21 protein-coding genes are annotated in these 21209 nt (G+C 67.5%); 15 read left to right on the plus strand and 6 right to left on the minus strand.

Annotated elements, in window-relative coordinates; translation table 11 throughout:
* The first annotated feature begins 9 nt into the window (after positions 1-9).
* From tetH to WS49_RS20285, 4 genes are read left to right on the plus strand one after another with little or no spacing between them, the layout of a single operon-like run.
* Positions 10-801 (plus strand): thiosulfate dehydrogenase, encoded by a 792-nt coding sequence (gene tetH, locus WS49_RS20270; RefSeq protein ID WP_059532666.1) that lies wholly within the window; start codon positions 10-12, stop codon positions 799-801.
* Positions 802-809: 8 nt separating this feature from the next.
* Positions 810-1862, plus strand: coding sequence for a molybdate ABC transporter substrate-binding protein (locus WS49_RS20275; RefSeq protein WP_059532537.1), 1053 nt, complete (start codon positions 810-812; stop codon positions 1860-1862).
* A gap of 56 nt (positions 1863-1918) precedes the next feature.
* Positions 1919-2605, plus strand: coding sequence for a c-type cytochrome (locus WS49_RS20280; protein WP_059532540.1), 687 nt, complete (start codon positions 1919-1921; stop codon positions 2603-2605).
* Complete coding sequence (locus WS49_RS20285) at positions 2602-3543, plus strand: c-type cytochrome (protein WP_059532543.1); 942 nt, start codon at positions 2602-2604, stop codon at positions 3541-3543. The genes WS49_RS20280 and WS49_RS20285 overlap by 4 nt, the downstream gene beginning before the upstream one ends.
* Positions 3544-3577: 34 nt before the next feature.
* On the opposite strand, the gene WS49_RS20290 is transcribed toward WS49_RS20285, so the two are convergent.
* On the minus strand, positions 3578-5500 hold the full coding sequence (locus tag WS49_RS20290; protein ID WP_059532546.1) for an SMP-30/gluconolactonase/LRE family protein: 1923 nt from the start codon (positions 5498-5500) through the stop codon (positions 3578-3580).
* A 590-nt stretch (positions 5501-6090) separates the two neighbouring features.
* Positions 6091-7284, minus strand: a complete 1194-nt coding sequence (locus tag WS49_RS20295; RefSeq protein ID WP_059532550.1) for a porin — start codon at positions 7282-7284, stop codon at positions 6091-6093.
* Positions 7285-7598: 314 nt separating this feature from the next.
* On the opposite strand from WS49_RS20295, the gene WS49_RS20300 reads away from it, so the two are divergent.
* The 4 genes from WS49_RS20300 (at position 7599) to WS49_RS20315 (ending at position 10307) form a co-directional block, all read left to right on the plus strand.
* The gene (locus tag WS49_RS20300) at positions 7599-8231 is read left to right on the plus strand and encodes a LysE family translocator (protein ID WP_059532553.1); all 633 of its coding nucleotides are present in this window, start codon (positions 7599-7601) and stop codon (positions 8229-8231) included.
* A gap of 42 nt (positions 8232-8273) precedes the next feature.
* Positions 8274-8810: a GNAT family N-acetyltransferase gene (locus WS49_RS20305; RefSeq protein WP_059532556.1), complete on the plus strand. Its 537-nt coding sequence runs from the start codon at positions 8274-8276 to the stop codon at positions 8808-8810.
* A 97-nt stretch (positions 8811-8907) separates the two neighbouring features.
* Positions 8908-9642 carry a metallophosphoesterase family protein gene (locus tag WS49_RS20310; protein WP_059532562.1) on the plus strand — a complete coding sequence of 245 codons (735 nt, stop codon included), beginning with the start codon at positions 8908-8910 and terminating at the stop codon, positions 9640-9642.
* Between the two features lie 53 nt (positions 9643-9695).
* A complete protein-coding gene (locus WS49_RS20315; protein ID WP_059532564.1) occupies positions 9696-10307 on the plus strand; it encodes an alpha/beta fold hydrolase in 612 nt (203 codons plus the stop codon).
* A gap of 60 nt (positions 10308-10367) precedes the next feature.
* Here WS49_RS20315 and WS49_RS20320 read toward each other — a convergent pair whose 3' ends face one another.
* Positions 10368-11690 (minus strand): ATP-binding protein, encoded by a 1323-nt coding sequence (locus WS49_RS20320; RefSeq protein WP_059532567.1) that lies wholly within the window; start codon positions 11688-11690, stop codon positions 10368-10370.
* Positions 11687-12427 carry a response regulator gene (locus WS49_RS20325; protein WP_059532572.1) on the minus strand — a complete coding sequence of 247 codons (741 nt, stop codon included), beginning with the start codon at positions 12425-12427 and terminating at the stop codon, positions 11687-11689. Before WS49_RS20325 ends, WS49_RS20320 begins: the two co-directional genes overlap by 4 nt.
* Before the next feature lie 228 nt (positions 12428-12655).
* Here WS49_RS20325 and WS49_RS20330 point away from each other — a divergent pair, with 228 nt between their 5' ends.
* The 4 genes from WS49_RS20330 (at position 12656) to WS49_RS35175 (ending at position 14923) form a co-directional block, all read left to right on the plus strand.
* The gene (locus WS49_RS20330; RefSeq protein ID WP_059532574.1) at positions 12656-13228 is read left to right on the plus strand and encodes a thioredoxin family protein; all 573 of its coding nucleotides are present in this window, start codon (positions 12656-12658) and stop codon (positions 13226-13228) included.
* Between the two features lie 190 nt (positions 13229-13418).
* Complete coding sequence (locus WS49_RS33900; RefSeq protein ID WP_082725552.1) at positions 13419-13973, plus strand: PAAR domain-containing protein; 555 nt, start codon at positions 13419-13421, stop codon at positions 13971-13973.
* A 3-nt stretch (positions 13974-13976) separates the two neighbouring features.
* Positions 13977-14609 (plus strand): type VI secretion system amidase effector protein Tae4, encoded by a 633-nt coding sequence (locus WS49_RS20335; RefSeq protein ID WP_059532577.1) that lies wholly within the window; start codon positions 13977-13979, stop codon positions 14607-14609.
* 59 nt (positions 14610-14668) lie between these two features.
* Positions 14669-14923: a hypothetical protein gene (locus WS49_RS35175; RefSeq protein ID WP_156436978.1), complete on the plus strand. Its 255-nt coding sequence runs from the start codon at positions 14669-14671 to the stop codon at positions 14921-14923.
* 162 nt (positions 14924-15085) lie between these two features.
* Here the strand turns inward: WS49_RS35175 and WS49_RS20340 are convergent, their stop codons facing one another.
* The gene (locus tag WS49_RS20340; RefSeq protein ID WP_059532580.1) at positions 15086-15724 is read right to left on the minus strand and encodes an FMN-binding negative transcriptional regulator; all 639 of its coding nucleotides are present in this window, start codon (positions 15722-15724) and stop codon (positions 15086-15088) included.
* A 125-nt stretch (positions 15725-15849) separates the two neighbouring features.
* On the opposite strand from WS49_RS20340, the gene pdxR reads away from it, so the two are divergent.
* From pdxR to WS49_RS36140, 3 genes are all read left to right on the plus strand, one after another.
* A complete protein-coding gene (gene pdxR / locus WS49_RS20345) occupies positions 15850-17403 on the plus strand; it encodes a MocR-like pyridoxine biosynthesis transcription factor PdxR (protein ID WP_059532582.1) in 1554 nt (517 codons plus the stop codon).
* 97 nt (positions 17404-17500) lie between these two features.
* Positions 17501-19699 (plus strand): penicillin-binding protein 1A, encoded by a 2199-nt coding sequence (locus tag WS49_RS20350; protein ID WP_059532585.1) that lies wholly within the window; start codon positions 17501-17503, stop codon positions 19697-19699.
* Between the two features lie 30 nt (positions 19700-19729).
* Complete coding sequence (locus tag WS49_RS36140) at positions 19730-19945, plus strand: hypothetical protein (protein ID WP_059532587.1); 216 nt, start codon at positions 19730-19732, stop codon at positions 19943-19945.
* A 37-nt stretch (positions 19946-19982) separates the two neighbouring features.
* Here the strand turns inward: WS49_RS36140 and WS49_RS20360 are convergent, their stop codons facing one another.
* Positions 19983-21164, minus strand: coding sequence for a hypothetical protein (locus WS49_RS20360; RefSeq protein ID WP_059532590.1), 1182 nt, complete (start codon positions 21162-21164; stop codon positions 19983-19985).
* Positions 21165-21209: the final 45 nt, after the last annotated feature.

A 21209-nucleotide genomic window follows, 5' to 3' on the forward strand; every position in this document is an offset into this window, starting at 1 on the left:
GAGAGTTCGATGTCCGACCGGGATGCGCGCCGCGGCGCGCTCAAGACACTCGGCCTCGCGGCCGGCACCGCGCTGCTCGGCGCCTCGCGCGTCGCGCAGGCGGCGACACCCGAATCCGGCGCGCTGCTCGCCAGCGGCGCGACGCGCCTCGCCGACCTCACCCGCCGTCTCGCGGCCATACCGAGACGACGCGACTTCAAGACGGTGCCGATGATCGTCGAGCGCCCCGATCAATGGGATCATGCGGCGCTCATGGAAGTGATCGGCTATCGCGGCGGCCCGAAGCAGGTGTGGGACAACACCGAGCTCGGCGGCCCATGGCTGAACCTGATGCGCAACGCGCTGAACGCGCAGATCTGGGCGTTCGGTCATCCGGACTTCCTCGTCGTATCGGCCACGCATGGCGCCGCGCATCTCGCGCTGTTCGACCAGGCCGCGTGGGACAAATACGGCCTCGCGAAATTCGCCGGCGCAGCGTTCGCGACCAACACGCTGCTTGCCGCGAAACCGGCGCAATCGAAAGACACCGCCGACCATGAACGGGCCGACGGCGCATTCTCGTCGCACGACAACAGCATCGCCGCGCTGCAGCAGCGCGGCGTCGTGTTCCTGTCGTGCCACAACGCGATCTGGGAACTCGCGGAACGGCTCGACGGCGCGAACGCGAATCCCGACAAGCTGCCGCTCGACGCCCTCGCCGCCGATCTCACCAACCACGTGATTCCGTCGGCGATCGTCACGCCGGGCGCGGTCGGCACGCTGCCCGAACTGCAGCACGCCGGTTTCACTTACGCGAAGTGAGGCGCCCGATGACATCGCTCCGCACGCGTTCTCCGTTGCGACGCCGGTGGCAGCCAGCGCTGCATGCCGCGCTGGCCGCGCTTTGCTGCACGTCGATGCTGTCGCTCGCCGCACCGGCCGACACGTCGCGCAGCATCTTTCCGCCGTGGCAGGACGGCCGCAACAACGACGCGACGAACCGCGGCCTCGAATTCACGGTGCCGCAGGTCGACGTGCTCGCCGATTTCCACGGCGACCTCACCGCGCCGAAGCTGGTGCTGTACGTCGGCGGCAACTACTTCTTCGCGATGGCACCGCTCGTCGCGAAGTTCGAGACCGACCATCCCGAATACCGCGGCCGCATTTACTGGGAAACCATCCCGCCCGGCCTGCTCGTGAAGCAGATTCACGCGGGCGGCACGATCACCGTCGGCAACATGACGTGGACGGTCAAGCCCGATGCGTATTTCGCCGGGCTCGGCAAGATCCGCGAGCTGATCGCGGACGGCACGCTCGAAGGCCCGGCCGTGCCGTACGTAACGAACCAGTTGACGATCATGGTGCGCGCCGGCAACCCGAAGCGCATTATGTCGCTGAACGATCTTGCGCGGCCCGACGTGACGCTCGCGATGCCGAACCCGGCATTCGAAGGCGTCGCGCGGCAGATCCGCGCATCGCTCGTGAAGGCCGGCGGCGATGCGCTCGCGCGCATCGTCTACGACGACAAGGTGCGCGCCGGCACGACCGAGCTCACGCACATCCATCATCGGGAAACCGCGCTGTTCCTGATGCAGGGGCGTGCCGACGCCGGCGTGCTGTGGCAATCGGAAGCGGCGTTCCAGGAACAGGTCGGGCATCCGCTGATGCACATCGACATTCCTGCCGCGCACAATACGACGGCGATCTATGCGGGCGCGATGGTGAAGCACGCACCGCATCCGGAAGCCGCACGCGCGTGGCTCGCGTTCATCCGGTCGCCGGAAGCGTTCCGGATATTCGCGCGCTACGGCTTCGGGCAATACGACGCGACGGCACCGACGCCGAATCTCGCGCCACGGCAAGACGGGCCCGACGCGGGCTGACCGCGCGGGTGTGCACGCCGGGCCACGCCATAAGACAGACATCAAGGAGGGGACACGTGAACGATTCGGTCGACATCCCGCGGCGCCGGTCCGCGCGGCTGCTGCTCGCCGCGGCGGCACTGCTCGCCGGCCATGCCCACGCGGACGACATCGCACTCGGCAAGACCATCGCCACCCAGGGCACGACGACGGGCGCGGCCGCATGCATCGGCTGCCACGGCGCGCAGGGAGAAGGCAACGCGGCCGCCGGCTTTCCGCGTCTCGCGGGCACGAACGCCGCCTATCTTTCCGCGCAACTCGCCGCGTTCGCGGACGGCAGCCGCCAGAACCCGGTCATGCAGCCGCTCGCGAAGCTGCTGTCGGCGCACGATCGCGACGCGGTTTCCGCGTACTTCGCGAGCCTGCCCGCACCGCCCGCGATTGCCGCTTCCGACGCCACGTCGATCGACCCGGCGAACACCGGCGCATGGCTCGCGACGCGCGGACGCTGGTCGCAGGGCCTGCCCGCGTGCGCGCAATGCCACGGCGCAGGCGGCCTCGGCGTCGGCGCCGCGTTTCCGCCGCTCGCCGGCCAGCCGGCCGCATACATCGCGGGCCAGTTGAACGGCTGGAAGCACGGCACGCGGGCGCCCGGCCCGATGGCGCTGATGCCGACGATCGCCGGCAAGCTGTCCGACGCCGATGTCGACGCGGTGGCTGCGTACTATGCGCGCGGCGGTGCCGCGAACGGAGAAAAACGATGATCGACCGCACGACGTTGATCCGCGGCGCGCGCGCCGCGCTGCTCGGCGCGGCCTGGATGCCCGCGCTCGCTTGCGCGGCCGCGCCGCAGGACGCACCGGCCACCGCTTCCGCTCCTGCGGCGGCCGCCCTGCCCGCCGCGACGACGGCGAAGCCGTTCACGCCGCCGCCCGAATCCGCGATCCCCGCCGACGACTTCGGCAAGACCGTGAAGCTCGGCGAGCAGATTTTCCTGCACACGCCCGAATACGCGGGCAAGTACGTCGGCAACAAGCTGACCTGCGCGAGCTGCCACCTCGACGCGGGCCGCCGTCCGGATTCGAGCCCGATGTGGGCCGCGTACCCGCTGTACCCGGCCTACCGGATCAAGAACGGCCATGTGAACACGTTCGCCGAACGCCTGCAGGGATGCTTTCGCTACAGCATGAACGGTAAGGCGCCGCCCGCCGGCGACCCGATCCTCGTTGCGCTCGAAACCTATTCGTACTGGCTCGCGAAGGGTGCGCCGGTCGGCGCGAAGCTGCCGGGGCAAGGCTTTCCGAAACTGCCGCCGCCCGCGCAGAAAGCCGACTACGCGCGTGGCGCCGCCGTCTACACGCAGCACTGCGCGCTGTGTCACGGCGCGGACGGCCAGGGGCAATCGAGCGGCGGCAAGCCGGTCTTTCCGGCGCTCTGGGGCGCGCGCTCGTTCAACTGGGGCGCGGGGATGGGCGACATCCGCAACGCGGCCGGCTTCGTGAAGGCCAACATGCCGCTCGGGCTCGGCGGCACGCTGACCGATCAGGAAGCGTGGGACGTCGCGACCTTCATGGGCAGTCACGAGCGCCCGCAGGACCCGCGTTTCACCGGCTCGGTCCAGGACACCCGCGCGAAATTCCACGACACGCCCGACTCGATGTACGGGCGCGAGGTGAACGGCCGCGTGCTCGGCGCGCCGTGAGACCGGGCTGGTCCGAACGGTGCGGCATGCGCGATCACGGACGCCAGCGATACACGACGACGCTCGACCCGTTGTAGTTGTCCTTCGTGATCACGTATTCGCCGGTCGAGCGCAGATACGCACGGATGCCGTACATCGAGTCGACGTCGTTGCCGACGTCCATCGCCGACGTGTTCGAGTTCGTCAGCGTGGTCACGAGGCTGCCGGTGTTGAGGTCGAACACGTCGACGTTCGGCACCGTGTGCACGTAGCCGACGAACAGGTAGTGGCCGGCCGCCGCCATCGATTTCGGATTCGCGCTCGTCAGGTTGATCGCGACGTTCGGCGTGCTCGTGTTGCCGGCCTTCCAGCCGCGATAGACCTCGATGTGCCCGTTCATCGCGGTCCAGTCCCAGGTGCCCGCGATGCCTTGCGCGAGGATCATCGTGTCGCTGTCGGCCTGGTAGATGATTCGCGTGAGCGGCAGCACGGTGCGCGGAATCGGGATCTGCACCGGCTTGCCCCACGTCGGTTTCCCGGTCGCGTCGAAACCCGTCATCGGATAGTGCGAAATGTTGTTGGTGCGATCGAGCCCGGCCCATACGTCGCCGTTGTCGTCGAGCGCGAAACCGGCCGTGACCTGCAGCGTCGTGTTGAACGGCTTGCCGGGAATCGAGCCGTCCGGAATCGCGATGTAGCCGTTCGCGCCGTTGAAGTGATAGATGTTGTAGTTGCCCGGGTTCTGCCCGGTCGCGACGAGCATCCGGGTGCCGTTCACCAGCGCGAGCTGGCCGAAATGCTGGCCGCGCTGGTAGTCGTTCATGTCGAGGCGCGGGTCCTTCGGATAGCTGAACGGATCGATCGTGTTCGCGACGAACGTGCCGCCCGCGGTGCCCGTGTATACGTTGTTGCCGCTGTAGAAGAATGCGCCGTCGGTCGCCGGATCCGGCGCGGCGGCACCTTCGAAGTTCAGCGCCTGCAGTTTCCATTGCAGCGCGCCCGTCGGGCCGTACGAATGTAGGTCGGTGCTGCCGTTGCGCCCGAGATCCCAGCCGCCGCCCCACGCGTTGTTCAGCACGTACAGGTTGCCGGCCGCATCCTTGCCGATGCCGGCGACGCGCGTGAAGCGCTTGTCGCCGACCTGCCCCTTGATGCCCGAGGTCGTGTCGAGATACCCGCCCTGCACGCCGAACGTGCCGAGCTGCACGGGCTGACCCACGAGCGCGTAGATCTTGATGTTCATGTCGGGGCCTTCGTCGCCCACCAGCAACTGCCCGCTCGGCGCATCGAAATACAGCGACGCCGGCCGCGCGCGGGCGGCCATCTGGATCGTGTTCATCGCCGTGCCCGTCGGGCTGAACTGCGCGACGACGCCCGCGCTCTTGCGCGCGACCCACAGGTTGCCGGCCGCATCGAGCGCCAGCGCGCCGGGGCCCGACACGCCGATGTCGCGCTGCCACACGCCGTCCGTCGTATAGACGCGCACGCGGTTGCCGTAGAAGTCGCTCACGTACAGCAGGTTGCCGGTCGTCGCGAGGCCCGTGATCACGTCCGCGTACTGGATGCCCGTCCACGTGCTGACGGGAATGCGCAGGTCGCGCTGGTTCGTGCTGCGGTTGTAGCGGCCGACCGAACCGCTGCCGAACGTGCGGTTGTAGCCAAGCGCGACGAACAGCGAGTTCGCGTTGCCGGTGATCGCGCCACCCTGGAATTCGTCGTGGATGCCGATCGTGCCGAGCGTCTGCCCGTTCTGGTAGATCGCGACGCCGCCCGCGTTCTCGTCCCAGCGCGACGCCGTATAGATCACGCCCTCGGGCGCGACCCACAGCGAGCGCGCACCGTTGCCGACGTGCGCGGCGAGCGTGCCGAACGTGTTCGCAAGCCAGTCCGTCGTGTATTGCGCTTGTGCGTGACCGACCGGCGCCAGCATTGCCATGCACAATCCAAGCAATGCCGCGCGAATTTGTTTCGATAACATGAATGATGCTCCCGGACGATCGTTTTTCGACACTCTAATTCGATGCGTATGAAATATTGGTGATTTTTTCAAAAACCGGCTCAATTGCGCCGCGAATGATTCATTACGTTCTTTGACCACGCGACACCGGCTGACTGAAGGCACGCCGCTGCGGGTGTCATATCGCAGATCCGCGCCCCGGCGGCGCTCTCGCAATGCGCGCTTTCCGGCACTAAATTCCGAATCACCCAATACGGACGCGTCATTTTTTCTGATTTACATGCATTGAATTCCCATTTCCGACAAAGCAATTCAATAATTACAAATCGAAATTAAAATGAAAGAGAAAAAATATTATGCGGCGCACGCCGCATTGCCGGGAAAGTCGTGAATATATGAAATAAAGCGATGTGCGGCGGAATGCCGTTGCCGATGAAGATGCGGATGAGGAGAGAGATGTCCCGCGCGTGCGGCGACGAGCGATGCGCGCAGCGATGGCAGCGCATCGACGATGTCGATCGCGCGCTGCCGGCGGAACAGACATCGACAAGCAACGGGCCACGCAACCGGCGGCCCGCATCGAACGCGGGCCGCCGGTCATGCGCGTGCCGTCAGAACTTCTGGCGCAGGCCGAGGCTGACGATCGCCTGCGACCGCGAGTCGGACGAGTGGCCGTTCGCCTTGTCCGACACCGACGCGGTCGCGGCCACCGGCCGGCCGAGCGCGTCGAGCGTCGTGCCGGACGCATGCTGGTACGCGCCGAGCAGGTACACGCTGGTGCGCTTCGACAGGTCGTAGACCGCGCCGAGCGTGACGTTGTGATACTGCGCGCGGTTGTCGATGCCGTCGACGTCGCTGCCGCGCGTGTAGCTGTAGCCCGCGAACAGCTGCGTCTGCGGCTGCACGTTCCAGCGCGTGAACACGCCCGCGACGTTGAAGGTCGCGTGGCCGTTGAACAGCGACTGCGCACCGCTGCGGTACTGCACGTTGCTGTAGTTCACGCCGACCACGGCCGGGCCGAAGTCGTACGTCGCGCCGGTCGCGATGATCTGCTGCGACTGCGCGCTCGCATAGCCTTCGTTGATCGACGAGTTGAACAGGCCGTCGTCGGTGCTTCGCCACTTGCCGGCCGTCGGGTCGGTCGCGCCCGTCTTGCTGTTGTCCGAACGCTCGTAGCCGACACCCACGCGCAGCGGCCCCGCCGCGTATGCCGCGCCGACGCTCCATGTGTTGCGCTGCTTCATGCTGCCCGGCTGGCCGCCGAAGCCGTACAGCGCGCCGAACGTGAAGCCCGAGTAGTTCGCGCTCGTGTACTTGATCGAACTGTCGACGCGCGCGGTCTGGTCGAGATCGTCGATGTCGCCCGGGTGCGCGCCGAAGCCGCCGATGAACGACGACGGGCCGACCGGGCTCACGAAGTCGTCGAGCGACGTGTACTGGCGGCCGAGCGTGACCGTGCCGTAACGGGTGCTGCCGACGCCGACGAAGGCCTGCCGGCCGAACTGGCGACCGCCCTGGCCCGATGTGCCGTTGGTGATGTCGAAGCCGTTCTCGAGCACGAACAGCGCGCGCATCCCGCCGCCGAGATCCTCGGAACCCTTGATGCCCCAGCGGCTGCCGGACAGGTTGCCGGTGGTCAGGCCGACGTTCGAATGTCCGGTATAGGCGCCCGGCGAGCCGACCCGGTCGTTGCTGCGATAGGTGACGCCCGCGTCGACGATGCCGTACAGCGTGACGGAGCTTTGCGCGGATGCGATGCCCGCGAGCGAGAGCAGCAGCGGGGCTGCGATCAGTTGCTTGTTCATGGTTGTTAGCGTCTCCGGGCGGTGAACCCGTTGTTCTATGCGAGTAGCGTGTGCGGCAGGGAGATCCGCCGGCATGCGAGGCCGGCCGCGGCCGCATACGGGAACGCGCGCGTGCGATACGCGCGCGCGACGTCGCGGCGAGCATGCCCGCCACGGCCGCCATGGTAGTTGGAACCGGTTCCCGTCGACAGCGCAATGATGAAAACAATTTCTTGCGAGAATCGAGATAATCGCTCGCGCATCGAACGCCGCTGTACAGCGCGACGACGTGCGCCCGATAATCGAGCACCCGCCTTGCACAGGGAGCCTTCGGCATGCATCAAACGACCTTGCTGATCTTCGCCGCCGTCGCGTTCGTCGGAATCGCGACGCCCGGCCCGACCGTGCTGCTCGCACTGACCAACGGCTCGCGCTACGGCGTGCGCCGCGCGGCCTACGGTTTCGCCGGCGCGATGCTGTCCGACTTCGCGCTGATCGTCGCGGTCGCGCTCGGCCTCGGCGCGCTGCTGATGGCGTCGGCATTCTGGTTCTCGGTGGTGAAATGGCTGGGCGCCGCCTATCTCGCGTATGTCGGCATCCGGCTGCTCACGTCGAAGGGCTCGCTCGACGTCGCCGTCGCGCATGGCGGCGCGGCGCACGGCCGCAACGCGTCGATCTTCGCGAAGAGCTTCCTGACCGCGGTGACCAATCCCAAGGGCTATCTGTTCTTCTCCGCATTCCTGCCGCAGTTCCTCGATCCGTCCGCGCCGCTCGCGCCGCAATACGTCGCGCTCGCAGTCACGTTCGCGCTGCTCGACGGAGCAGTGATGTTCGGCTACGCGCTGCTCGGCGCTCGCGCGGTGCGGCTGCTGAAGCGCTCGGGCGCGCTGTGGCTCGAACGCACGTGCGGCGCGATGCTGCTCGCCCTGGCCGGTTCGCTCGCGCTGTACCGGCGTCATGCCGCGTAGGCGCGACGGCATGCGCGCCGCAGCGTGCGTGGCGGGTGCGCGATGAGGATCGCCGCGCCGCCCCGCTCCGGTTTCCCCGGCCTGTCGCTCCGGCAGCTCGACCGCACGGATCTCGATGCGTGGTACGCGTACCTGTCGAATCACGACGTCGTCCGCCACACGAGCTGGAACCTGCATGCGCGCGACGATCTGCTGCCGCTGTTCGACGGCATCGAGTCGACTCATCCGGATTCGATCCGCCGTCTCGCGATCGTCGACGACGCGTCGGGCGCGCTTGCGGGGACGATCGGACTGCATACGGTGTCCACCGCGAACCGCTCGGCCGAGATCGCGTACGACCTCGCGCCATCGCACTGGGGGCGCGGCATCGCGAGCGCGCTGTGCGCGAGCGTCACCGCATGGGCGTTCGCCGAAGGTGGCTTCATGCGCATCCAGGGCGTCGTGCTGACCAGCAACGCCGGCTCCGTGCGCGTCCTGCAGAAATGCGGCTACCGCTACGAAGGATTGTTGCGCGCGTTCCGGATGGTGCGCGGCGTACCGGGCGATTTCGCGATGTACGCGCGCATCGCGACCGACTGAAACTCGCCGCGCGTCACGCGTGTCCCGCCATCGATGCGATTGGACGATCCGCGTCGAATTCGCGACAATCGCCGTTCCCCGCCTCGACTTGCTCACCATGAAAATCGCCGCGCTGTCCGACATCCACGGCAACCTCGCCGCGCTCGACGCGGTGCTCGACGACGTGCGACGCCGCGGCGCCGACGTGATCGTCAACCTCGGCGACATCGTGTCGGGCGCGCTCCATCCCGCCGACACGGCCGACCGCCTGATCGCGCTCGACCTGCCGACCATCAAGGGCAATCATGAACGGCAACTGCTGACCGGCGATCGCGACGCGATGCGGCTGTCCGATCGCTGGGCGCACGACACGCTGCGCGACGACCATCGCGCGTGGATCGCCGCGCTGCCCGAGCGCCTGACGCTCGGCGACGACGTGCTGATGGTGCACGGCACGCCCGCCAGCGACCTCGTCTATTTCCTCGAAACGGTGACGCCCGACGGCTGCCGCGCGGCGACGCCCGATGAAATCGCGCAGCGCGCGGGCGACGCGCCGGCGTCGCTGATCCTGTGCGGCCACACGCATGTGCCGCGCATCGCGAAGCTCGACGACGGACGTGTGATCGTCAACCCGGGCAGCGTCGGACTGCAGGCTTACATGGACGATCTTCCGCATCCGCACCGGATCGAAACCGGTTCGCCACATGCGCGCTATGCGATGGTGTCGCGCACGCCGGCCGGCTGGCATGCCGAGTTCCATGCGGTCGAATACGACTGGCATACGGCCGCCGCCACCGCGGCATCGCGCGGCCGCGACGACTGGACCGTCGCGCTGCGCACCGGCCGGTGCTGACGCAGTTTCACGCCTCGTTCAACCCGCTTCGCTCCCCGGAAAACCAACCCGTCATGCCCGTTCCATCGCAACTGCTTTTCCTGCCCGGTGCGTCGGGCAGCACCGCGTTCTGGCAACCGCTCGCGAGCCGCCTCGCGCATCCGGCCGCGCGACGGATCGTCGCCTATCCGGGCTTCGGCGACACGCCGCGCGATCCGGCCGTCGACGACTTCGACGGCCTCGTGCGCCATGTGCTGACCGCGATCGACCGGCCGACCGCCGTGATCGCGCAATCGATGGGCGGCGTGATCGCGATGCGCGCGGCGCTCGAACGTGCGCCGCTCGTCACGCATCTGGTGCTGACGGTCACGTCCGGCGGCCTCGACATGCAGGGGCTCGGCGCGCACGACTGGCGCGCCGGCTTCGCGGAAGCGAACCCGCAGTTGCCCGACTGGTTCCTGACGTTTCGCGCGGACCTGTCGCATGACCTCGGCCGCATCGCGCAGCCGACGCTCCTGCTGTGGGGTGACGACGATCCGATCAGTCCGGTCGCGGCCGGGCGGCGCCTGCTCGAACGGCTGCCCGATGCGCAGCTGCATGTGGTGCCGGGCGGCCGCCACGATCTCGCGGCGGTGCATGCGGATACGCTTGCACCGCTTGTCGACGCGCATTTGCAGCGCGTGTGACGCGGGCCGCTTCGACTCGCAGCCCGCAATGCCCTTGACGCCGCATCACGCGGCGTCCGATCACGCAGCGTTCGCCAGCATCAACCGCGCTTCGAGCCCGCCGCCGTCTGGCCGGTTGCGCAACGTGAGCGTGCCGCCCATCGCGAGCGCGAGCTGACGCGCGATCGCGAGGCCGAGCCCCGTGCCGCCCGTCTCCCGGTTGCGCGACGTCTCCACGCGCCGGAACGGTTCGAACACCGCGTCGAGCTGATCGTCCGGAATGCCGGGCCCGCGATCGCGCACCGCGATGACCGCGCCGCCGCCCGGTGCCGCCTGCACGTCGATCTCGGCCGCGCCCGCGAACTTCAGCGCGTTGTCGACGAGGTTGCCGACGATCCGGCGCAGCGCCTTCGGCCGCGTGACGAGCGCGAGCGGGCCGCCGCTGTGGAGCGCGACGTCCTGCCCCGCATCCGTGTAGTCGCACACGATGCTGTCGAGCAGCGCGTCGAGATCGATGCGGCGCGCGGCCTCTTCCGTGCCGTGCAGCGTGCGCGCATACGCGACGCCTTCCTTCACCAGATGCTCCATCTCGAGCAGGTCCTGGCGCAGCTTCGCGCCCTGCGCGTCGTCGTCCATCACGTCGACGCGCAGGCGCATCCGCGTGATCGGCGTCTGCAAGTCGTGCGAGATCGACGCGAGGATCTGCATGCGCTCGGCCATGTACTGCGCGATGCGGTCCTGCATCGCGTTGAACGCGCGGGCCGCGCGCGCGACTTCGGACGGGCCGTCCTCATTCAGGCGTTCGCCCTTCAGGTCGGGGCCGAGCGCGTCGGCCGCCTGCGCGAGCTGCTTCAGCGGCCGCGTCGCGAGCCGCACCGCGAGCCAGCAGCATGCGGCCAGCACCGCGAGTTGCAGCGCGAGCACGACCGGCAGCCAGCCCGACAGCGGCACCGTCGACATCGGATGGATGTCGATCGTCAGCGGCGAGCCGTCGGTCAGGCGCAGATGCACTTGCAGATGCTCGCGATCGCCGGGGAGCGCGTTCGCGGTCAGCGGGTAATCGCCGCCGATGCCGTCCGAGATCGAACGCTCGACGCGCGCCGAGAGCCGCGCCTCCGGCGGCGTGCCCGTCTCGCCCGGCCCGAGGATGAACGCGTAGCTGCGCCGCGCGAGACGCGGCAGCCACGCGGCGCGCTGATCGGGCGGCAGGTGGTCGAGCAGCGCGACCGAGCTCGCGACCTCGCGCTCGATGTAGCCCATCATCAGGTTGGTGGTCGCCTGGTCGCGCTCGGTCACGGTGAGCCAGAACGACAGCGTCTGCGCGAGCGCGAGGCCCACGCACAGGATCAGCGCGAGCCGCGCGAACAGCGAGCGCGGCCAGTGCCACAGGGTGCGCGTGTTCATGCGTCGCCTTCGACCGCGGTCACCGCCGACGAGAACACGTAGCCCTCGTTGCGCAGCGTCTTGATGTAGCGCGGCTCGCGCGCGCCGTCGCGCAGACGCTGCCGCAGCCGGCTCACGAGCAGGTCGATCGACCGGTCGAACGGATCGGACTGCCGGCCCTGCGTGAGGTTGAGCAACTGGTCGCGCGTCAGCACGCGCTGCGGATTGTCGAGGAACACCCGCAGCAGCCGGTACTCGGCGCCGCTCAACGCGACCAGCGTGCCTTCGGTGTCGAGCAGGTGACGCCCCGTCGTATCGAGCCGCCATTCGCCGAACGCGAGCATCGCGGCCGTCTCCGTCACCTGCATGCCGGGCGGCAGCATGCGCGCGCGGCGCAGCACAGAGCGGATCCGCGCGAGCAGTTCGCGCACCGCGAACGGCTTCGCGAGATAGTCGTCGGCGCCCATCTCGAGGCCGATGATGCGGTCGGTTTCCTCGCCGCGCGCGGTCAGCATCAGCACCGGCACCGTCCGGAACTTGCCCGCGCGCAGGTCGCGGCACAGCGTGAGGCCGTCCTCGCCGGGCATCATCAGATCGAGCACGATCAGGTCCGGCGCGCCGTCGTCGAGCGCGTTGCGCATCTCGCGGCCGTTCGCGGCGAGCGACACGCGCATGCCGTTCTTCTCCAGATAGTCCGCGATCAGTTCGCGGATCGCGCGATCGTCGTCGACGATCAGTACGTGGTCGATCTTGTCCATGAGTCGATGTCGTTGGCGTGATGTTCCGGCTGGTGATGTCCGCTTTTATACCGCACCGCGGGCGCGCGTTTGTATCCCAATGTATCGCGCCGCCGTGACGACACACAACATTGCACACGCGCGGCTTGCCGGACACACCGCAGATACGTCGGCGCGGCCCAATGACGACTGTCGAAACCTGTCCGGCCCGCGCACTCGCGCGGCGGCCGGCCGAACCGGAGAACCGCCATGCTGCCCAGATTCAAGACCGCCGCCCTCGTGATCGCCCTCGCCGCCACGGCCGGGCTCGCCGCGTTTGCCGGCACCCGCGACGACGCGGGCATGACCGCCTCGCTGGCCGGCACGCCGGCGCCCGACTTCACCGGCATCGAGCGCTGGCACAACAGCGCGCCGCTCAAGCTCGACCAGTTGCGCGGCAAGGTCGTGCTGGTCGATTTCTGGACGTACTCGTGCATCAACTGCATCCATACGATTCCGTACGTGAACGACTGGTACCGGAAGTATCGCGACCAGGGGCTCGTCGTGGTCGGCGTGCATACGCCCGAGTATCCGTTCGAACGCGACGCGAAGAACGTCGCCGATGCGGTCAAGCGCTTCGGCATCCAGTATCCGGTCGCGCAGGACAACCGCTACGACACGTGGCGTGCGTACGGGAACCAGTACTGGCCCGCGCTGTACCTGATCGACGCGAACGGGAAGGTCGTCTATACGCGGTACGGCGAGGGCGGGTATGACAAGACGGAAGCGGCGATTCGGGGGGCGCTGGCGCAGGCGGGGGAAGGCGAAAAGCGATCGCAATAGATGACGCGTGCGGCCGCAGGGAAACCGATTCGGAAACAGCGAACGCACGCACTCCGGATTCATGCCCCAGCGGGCGGTTTCCCCGTGATTGTTGCTGGTTCAAACTTGCCATTCCAAGTAAACCTCTCAATATCGAGATGCGCTATCGCACCACGCGGCTACGATGACGGCTTTCCGAGAGGGCTGATCAATGAAAAGAAGAATTGCAGTCGTTGGCGATAGTCTTTCAAGCGGCGGGACAATTGAACCATACCGCGGTCCGCCGTTCCTTGTACACGGGTATCAAGCAGCCCTGATTGGAGGTAACGCATTCTGCACCGCGTGCCAAAGCCTCGGCACCATCGCAAAATCCGGTGGCCCATACCGAATCAAATTCCAAGGAGAGGTCGCTCTGGACAACGATATCGTCCTGTGCGGCTGCACGACTCCACCGCACATCGTTGCACTGCTTGCCGGAGAAGTTTGGTGCAATGATGGGATAAAGGGTCTCGGAGAAGTCATCTCGAGCCGCACGCTAACGGGCGAGATCGCATCGATCAGGAAAGGCGCTTTCGACGAGCGGGTAAGGGCGACCAAGGAGGTAACGGAAGGGTTTCCCTACTATATCGAAACCTCCGACGGTCGCATGCATTTTGGGCGTCTCGATTCAAGCGGAAAACTGCCCCGTATCCATACCGGAGACGGGGCAAGCGATTACATGGTCTATTGGGGCGATGACGCGCTCTCCAAGCAAAACGGGGAGTAACTGATGCCACACACCGAGCCCACAAGAGTTCGTACTATCAACACGAAAGGTTCCGAGAAGGTGGTGCCGTTAGCAGGGGTCACCTTCAAGGAACTTTGGGATAATTTCCCGTCCGGCAATCCGTACGACGACCCAGCGTATACCAATCAATGCGCCATTCGCCTTAGCGTTGCGCTGCACCGTGTCGGTGTCGGAATGAAATCGTTCAATGCGAGGAACGTCAGGCCGATGTTGGGTGCAAAGACGATCGGCCGTATCTTGCTTGACGGGAAACCCACCGCGACCCGTGCCGATGAGTTGGGCGCATGGTTGCAGCTACAGCCGTTCGCCGGTCTTCCCAAAGCCGAAAACATCACTGGGGAGGATTGGGCATCGAAGGTCAAAGGCCGCACCGGTATCATCCAGTTTTCAAGGTACTGGACGCGCGATGGCGAATCGACTGAAAACGCTAGCGGTGGTCACATAGATTTGTGGAACGGATCGCGACTGACGGTCAGCGGATTTTGGAATGGGTTCGCGACATGGGGGCGTTATCTTGGCATCGGGTCCATCCGTCAAGGCGCGTCCATACTGGCCAGCGCATCGTATTCCGATCTGGGAGGGGCTAAGCAAATCCTATTTTGGGAAATCAAGTGAAACGGTTTGCAATATCACTCTGCGGCTTCTTTTACGGGTTGCTCGTCGCATGGGTATTCATGTACACGCTCAGCCGTGTTCACTGGTTCAAACCTGACCATATCGCAACGGGCTGCCATGAACTCGGTAAATGTCCTACGCCGTGGTGGGTTTTACCCGTATTGGTTTCGTATTTTTTTGGTCCCGCTATCGCTTTCGGCACACTCAACGCCGTTGCCTGGAAGCGGTGGTCCGCCAGAAAGTGGGCACTGTGGAGTGTCGCCATTCTCATCGTGACCGCCACGCTTTATATGGTCGATTCCGTCATGAAGTAAACCACGTGACCTGCACGACACGTGCCAGCTACCTTCACCGACATGTGCATTGCGCCATACGAGAAGGTGCGAGAACCGTCGAGAACAATCTGCCCGACCGCAAACGACCTTCGCACGACACTGTGATCTCGGCGACGGACGCCGCGCCTCGCGATCGCGAGACTATTCTTTCTTGCGGTCCGCCTCCGCCAGCATCGCCTCCCCGATCGCGAGATTCCCGTCCGCGATCAGCGCGTCGCCCGCGCCGCGGATATCGTCGACCGCCTTGTTCTGCCCGAGCTTGCGCTTGCCGACGAGCCGCGTGATCTCGATCTGCAGCCCGACGATCGACTGCAGCATCGTGTCGAGATAGTCCTTCGGCGCGTCGGTCATCTTCCACGGCGCCGGCTGCGACGCCTCGTGCGTGCGCGTCAGCCGCGCGACCACGCCGCGCACGAACTTCTCGTCGTCGCGCACCGTGATGCGGCCGTATGCATGCACGACCACGTAGTTCCACGTCGGCACCTGTCGATGCGCCGCATGCTTGCTCGGGTACCAGTTCGGCGAGATGTACGCGTCGCCGGCGCGGAAGATCACGAGCACCTCGTCGCCGTTCGCGACCTCCTGCCAGACCGGATTCGCCCGCGCGACGTGCGCATGCAACTCGCCGAGGCCGCCGTCGCCCGGCAGCAATTCGAACGGGAGGTGGTTCGCGTCGAGCCCGCCCTTCCCGTGCGTGACCAGGCTGCCGAACGGATGATCGACGATCAGTTCGCGCAGCGCATCGGGGCGGGATTCGGCGAAATCGGCAGGGACATACATGGCGGCTCCACGGTCGAAAAGGGTTCGGACGGAACAGGCGCAACCGGCCCGTCATGCGCAGATTGTGATCGCTAACTGGTTTATGCTGTAGAGCCGGTTTCGAACAATTTCAGCAGACCAGAATCATGGCCAGAACCGCCCGGATCGTCGAAATCCCGTCGCTCGGCGTGCTCGATCGCGCGGCCGGCGACCTGAGCCGCCAGCTCGCGCAGGCGTTGCGGGACGCGGTGCGGCGCGGCGACATGCGGCCCGGCGACACGCTGCCGTCCACGCGGCTGCTCGCGACGTCGCTCCAGATCGCGCGCGGCACCGTCGTCGACGCGTATGCGCAGCTCGTCGCCGAAGGCTTCCTGGAGTCGCGCGGCGGCGCCGGCACGCGGGTCGCGAACGCGCTGGCCGAGCCCGCTCCGCCGGCCGGTGAACCGCCCGCCGCCCGGCGGCGTGCCGCACCCGCCGGGCTGCCCGAACCGGCCGCGACGTTCGCGCGGATCGCTCGCGAATTCCGGCCGTTGCCGGCCGTGCCGTTCGCGATCTCGGTGCCGGTCGGGCTCACCGCGCCCGACGACATCTGGCGCCGGCTCGGCAACCGCCTGCGCGCCCGCGGCGCCGGTGCGCCGTCCGGTTACGCGGATCCGCAAGGCGCGCTGCCGCTGCGCGAAGCGATCGCCGATTACGTGCGCCGCTCACGCTCGGTGCGCTGCAGCGCCGATCAGGTCGTGATCACGAGCGGCACGCAACAGGGGCTGCACCTCGCGAGCCAGGTCCTGCTCGGCCCGAACGATCGCGCGTGGGTCGAGAATCCCGCCTATCGCGGCATCACCGCGCTGCTCGAGAGCACCGGCCGGAGCGACGCGATGGTCCGCGTGCCGGTCGACGCGGACGGCATCGACGTCGACGCCGGCATCCGTCTCGCGCCGAACGCACGCGCGGCATTCGTCACGCCGTCGCATCAGTACCCGCTCGGGATGCCGATGAGCATGGCGCGACGCAACGCATTGCTCGGCTGGGCGCGCGCGCATCGCGCGTGGGTGGTCGAGGACGATTACGACAGCGAGCTGCGCTACGAAGGCTATCCGTTTCCGTCGCTGCAAGGTCTGGATCCGGAACACGTGATCTATCTCGGCACGTTCAGCAAGATCCTGTTCCCGTCGCTGCGGCTCGGCTACGTGATCGCGCCCGACGATCTCGTGCCCGCGTTCTGCGGTGCGCGCGCGCTGATGGATCGGCACGCGCCGACCGCCGATCAGCACGTGCTCGCCGCCTTCATCGCGGAAGGGCATCTCGACCGCCACATTCGCCGGGTGCGCGGCGTCTACGCGGAACAGCGCGCGTTGCTGATCGACACGCTCGGCGCGCGGCTGCCGCGCGAGCGCGCGTGGGTGCAGCCGGGCGATCAGGGGATGCACGTCGTGCTGTGGCTCGCGCAAGGGATCGACGATCTCGACGTGGTGGCGCGCGCCGCGCAAGCGGGCGTCGCGGTGCGCGCGGTGTCGCCGATGTTCGCGCCGGGCACCGCGCGTCCGGGCCTCGTGCTCGGCTTCGGCGGGTTCGATCGCGCGCGGATGGAAGCGGCCGCGCAGCGGCTCGCGGATGTGGTCGGCGAAGCGGCCGGCACCGTTTCATCGGAAGAATCGCGGCAGCGCACACGACCAAAGGTTGTCCGCGGGAAACAAACGTAATCGTCTGTAAATCCTGCAAGAAAACGGGCTGTTTGGCCGCCGGCAACGCTGCGCGGTTTGCTAGGATCGCGCCTTTTCCGCTCGCGCTCCTGCCGTCGTGAATCGCTTCGTGCCGTTTCTTCGTGACCTGTGGCTTCGCTGCCGCACCGGCGCCCGCGTGCTGGGCGCCGGCGCTTGGCATCGCCTGCGCCATCCGACGCGCCGCGGTGTCGCGCTGACGCTCGCCGCGATACCGGTGCTCGGCTTGCTGGTCCTGCTCGCGTTCGTGCCGTTCACGCCGAGCATCGGCGACATCCGCAAGGCGCGCATCGACCGCCCCGCGCGCGTGCTGTCGGCCGACGGTCAGCTGATCGCCGAATTCCGGCCCGTCAATCGCGAATGGGTGCCGCTCAAGCAGATCTCGCCGCACATGGTCGACGCGTTGATCGCGACCGAGGACCACCGCTTCTACGCGCATCACGGCATCGACTGGCGCCGCACGCTCGCGGCCGGGCTGCACACGTTCTCGGGCAGCCGCCAGGGCGGCTCGACGATCACGCAGCAGCTCGCGCGCAACCTGTATCCGGACGAAGTCGGCCGCGCGCCGACGCTCACGCGCAAGGTGAAGGAGCTGATCACCGCGTTCAAGATCGAGACGGTGTACAGCAAGGACGAGATTCTCGAGACCTACCTGAACACGGTGCCGTTCCTGTACAACGCGTATGGCGTCGAGATGGCCGCGCGCACCTATTTCGGCAAGTCGGCGGACCAGCTCGACATCGTCGAAAGCGCGACGCTCGTCGGGATGCTCAAGGGCAACAGCTATTACAACCCGGTGCTGAACCCCGAGCGCGCGGAACAGCGCCGCAACATCGTGCTCGCCCGGATGGCGGCGATGGGCATGCTGTCGCCGCGGCAGCTCGCGCAACTGCAGCGCCGGCCGCTGCGCGTCGACTTCGAGCCGCAAACCGCGCAGCCCGGCCCCGCCCCGCACTTCGCGGTGCAGCTGCGCAAGTGGCTGATCGCATGGGCCGACCGCAACAACTACGATCTTTACGCCGACGGCCTCGTCGTGCGCACGACGCTCGATGCGCAACTGCAGGACATGGCGACGCAAGCGCTGACGCAGCAGACCGATCGCCTGCAGGCGATCGCCGATAGCGCGTGGCACAACCCGTCCGGCTGCGGGCTGCGCAACGACCTGTTCCGCGGCTTCATCCGGCAGACGCCCGACTATCGCGCCGCGCGCGACGCGGGGCTCGCCGATGCGGCGGCGCTGAAGCAGCTCGGCGCGAATCGCGCGTTCATCCGCGCGTTGTGCGAGCGCAAGACGCAGGTGCAGGCAGGCTTCGTCGCGATCGATCCGCGTAACGGCGCGATTCGAGCGTGGGTCGGCAGCCCCGATTTCGGCAGCGAGCCGTTCGATCACGTCGTGCAGGCGCGACGCCAGCCGGGCTCGACGTTCAAGCCGTTCGTCTATGGCGCCGCGTTCGCGGACGGCATGCGGCCGGGCGATACGTTCGTCGATCGCCCCGTCGCGATTCCGATCGGCGCGCACGCGGTGTGGCACCCGACCGATGCCGAGCCGCCGACAGACGCGCCGATGACGTTGCGCGACGCGCTTGCGCTGTCGCGCAATCGCATCACCGCGCAGGTGATGCAGCGCGAAGGCGCGGCCAGGGTCGCGCAGCTCGCGCGCGCGATGGGCGTGCGCGACAGCGCGCTCGACGCGGTGCCGTCGCTCGCGCTCGGCACGAGCCCCGTCACGCTGAAGGAAATGGTGTCGGCGTACGGGACGATCGCGAACCGCGGCGTATACGTCGCGCCGCAGATGATCACGCGCATCGAGGACCGCGACGGCAAGGTGCTCGCCGCGTTCGGCAGCGCTCCGCCCGAACGCGCGCTGCCGGTGGCCGCGGCACAGACGCTGGTCGACGTGATGCGCGGCGTCGTCGATTACGGGACCGGCGCCGACATCCGCTCGCGCTACGGGATTCGCGTCGACGTCGCGGGCAAGACCGGCACGACGCAGGACAACACGGACGGCTGGTTCATCCTGATGCATCCGCAACTGGTGGCCGGTGCGTGGGTCGGCTTCGACGACGGTAGCGTGACGCTGCGCAGCGACTACTGGGGCGCGGGCGCACACAGCGCGCTGCCGATCGTCGGCTCGTTCTACGATGCGGCGTTGCGTGCGCGTGCGATCGATCCGCGTGCGCAGTTCTCGCCCGACTTCCGGCCGCGCAGTGCGCCGGCACCGGTGCCGAAGCGACATCCGCACCCCGGCCTGTTCGACTGGCTGAAAATCTTCCGCTGAGCACTGCTCGGCAACGATGCTTCGCCATCCTTGACGAAGCGATCCGGGCTCGCACCGCGCATCGTCGACGCGTTCGAGCGCGTCACCGGCTCGTGGCGTTTCGCGTTCCGCGACTACACGCCGTACGATTTCGCGGGCGACCTGCGTCAGCACCCGAACGATGCGCCGGCCGGCGGATACGGCCGACAACGCGCTCAGGCCGCCGCGAGCGTCGCGGCCAGCGTCGCGGCCAGTGCATCGAACTGACGCACCTGCCGTATCGCCCTCGTCGGACCGGCTGTCGTCAGTCCGCCGTGTCGCCGTTCTTCGGCAGCTTCGACCATGCGTTGCGCCCCGGCGCCGGCGACCATGCCGGACGCGTCTTGCGCGCGCTGTCGATCACGGCCAGGTAGCGGCCGGCGATCGGCGTGATGTCGCGATCGCGGCGCAACACCCACAACGACTTGCCTGCCTCGACGCGCGCCTGATAGTCGTCGTCGAGGATGCCGTGCGTGTCGAGGAACGTGTTCAGCGACGCAGGAATCCGCACGCAGCCTTTCGAATGCCGGATGCCGAGCAGCGGTTCGAGGCGATCGGGGTCGGTTGCGTGCATCTGGAAGCGCATCGGCGACTTGCCGCCCTTGCCCCACCCCCGCTCGCCGTCCACCCAGCCGAAGTCGTAGATGCGCATGTCGCGCTTGCCGTAGCCGCGAATGCCGTTGTCGTTCGTCGTGCCTTCCGCGCGGAAATCCATGTTGTCGGGCGAGTGGTGGAACACGCCGAGCGGCGTCAGGAAGTGATCGTATTTGCCGGGCCAGCCGGTGCCGACCGGCGACGCGCCGATCATCAACCACGCATTGGACGACGTCGCGCGGAAGTAGATGAACAGCGCCTGAACGTTCGGCGCACGGTCGACGAGCACAACGTATTCGCCGGCCAGATCGCCGAGATCCGCATCGGCGAGCACGTTCTGAAGACGATCTCCATACGCGCGCTGCTCGCTCGCGGGCACGTTCAGGCGTCGCGTGACTTCCTGCGTGAAGCGCTTGCGCATGTCGATCGCACGCGCGGTTGCGCTCCTCGCCTCCTCGGCCGACAGCGGCGGGTGCCGGCGCGGCGGCGTCGGTGCGGGTGCTTCGGCTTCGCTTGCCGGTGTGGCGGATGCTGCCGATGCCGGAGAGGCCGCGGACGCGGCGGATGCCGCGGATGCCGGCGCCGCCTCCGACGACACATGTGCCGGCGAAGCCGGATGCGCGGCCGAAGCATTTGATGAGGATGACGTAGCAGTGGCCGACGGCACGTCGGACGCGGCAACGGCTGGCCGCGCGACAAGAACGGAGATCGGGACAGCGGCCGCGAGCCACACATACGTGGCGAACGCGAGGGTACGGCAACGCGGCCTGGATAACCGCCGCGTCAGGTCGGAGAGCATCATGCGGTCGAAGCCATCGGCCGATCCGGCCATCGCACGTGGCGAACGGCGCATCTCCCGCGCGAGCCATCGACACGCCTGCGGCACGCATGTGCCCGG

Source organism: Burkholderia sp. RF7-non_BP4 (genome assembly GCF_001521935.1).
Classification (GTDB): domain Bacteria; phylum Pseudomonadota; class Gammaproteobacteria; order Burkholderiales; family Burkholderiaceae; genus Burkholderia; species Burkholderia diffusa.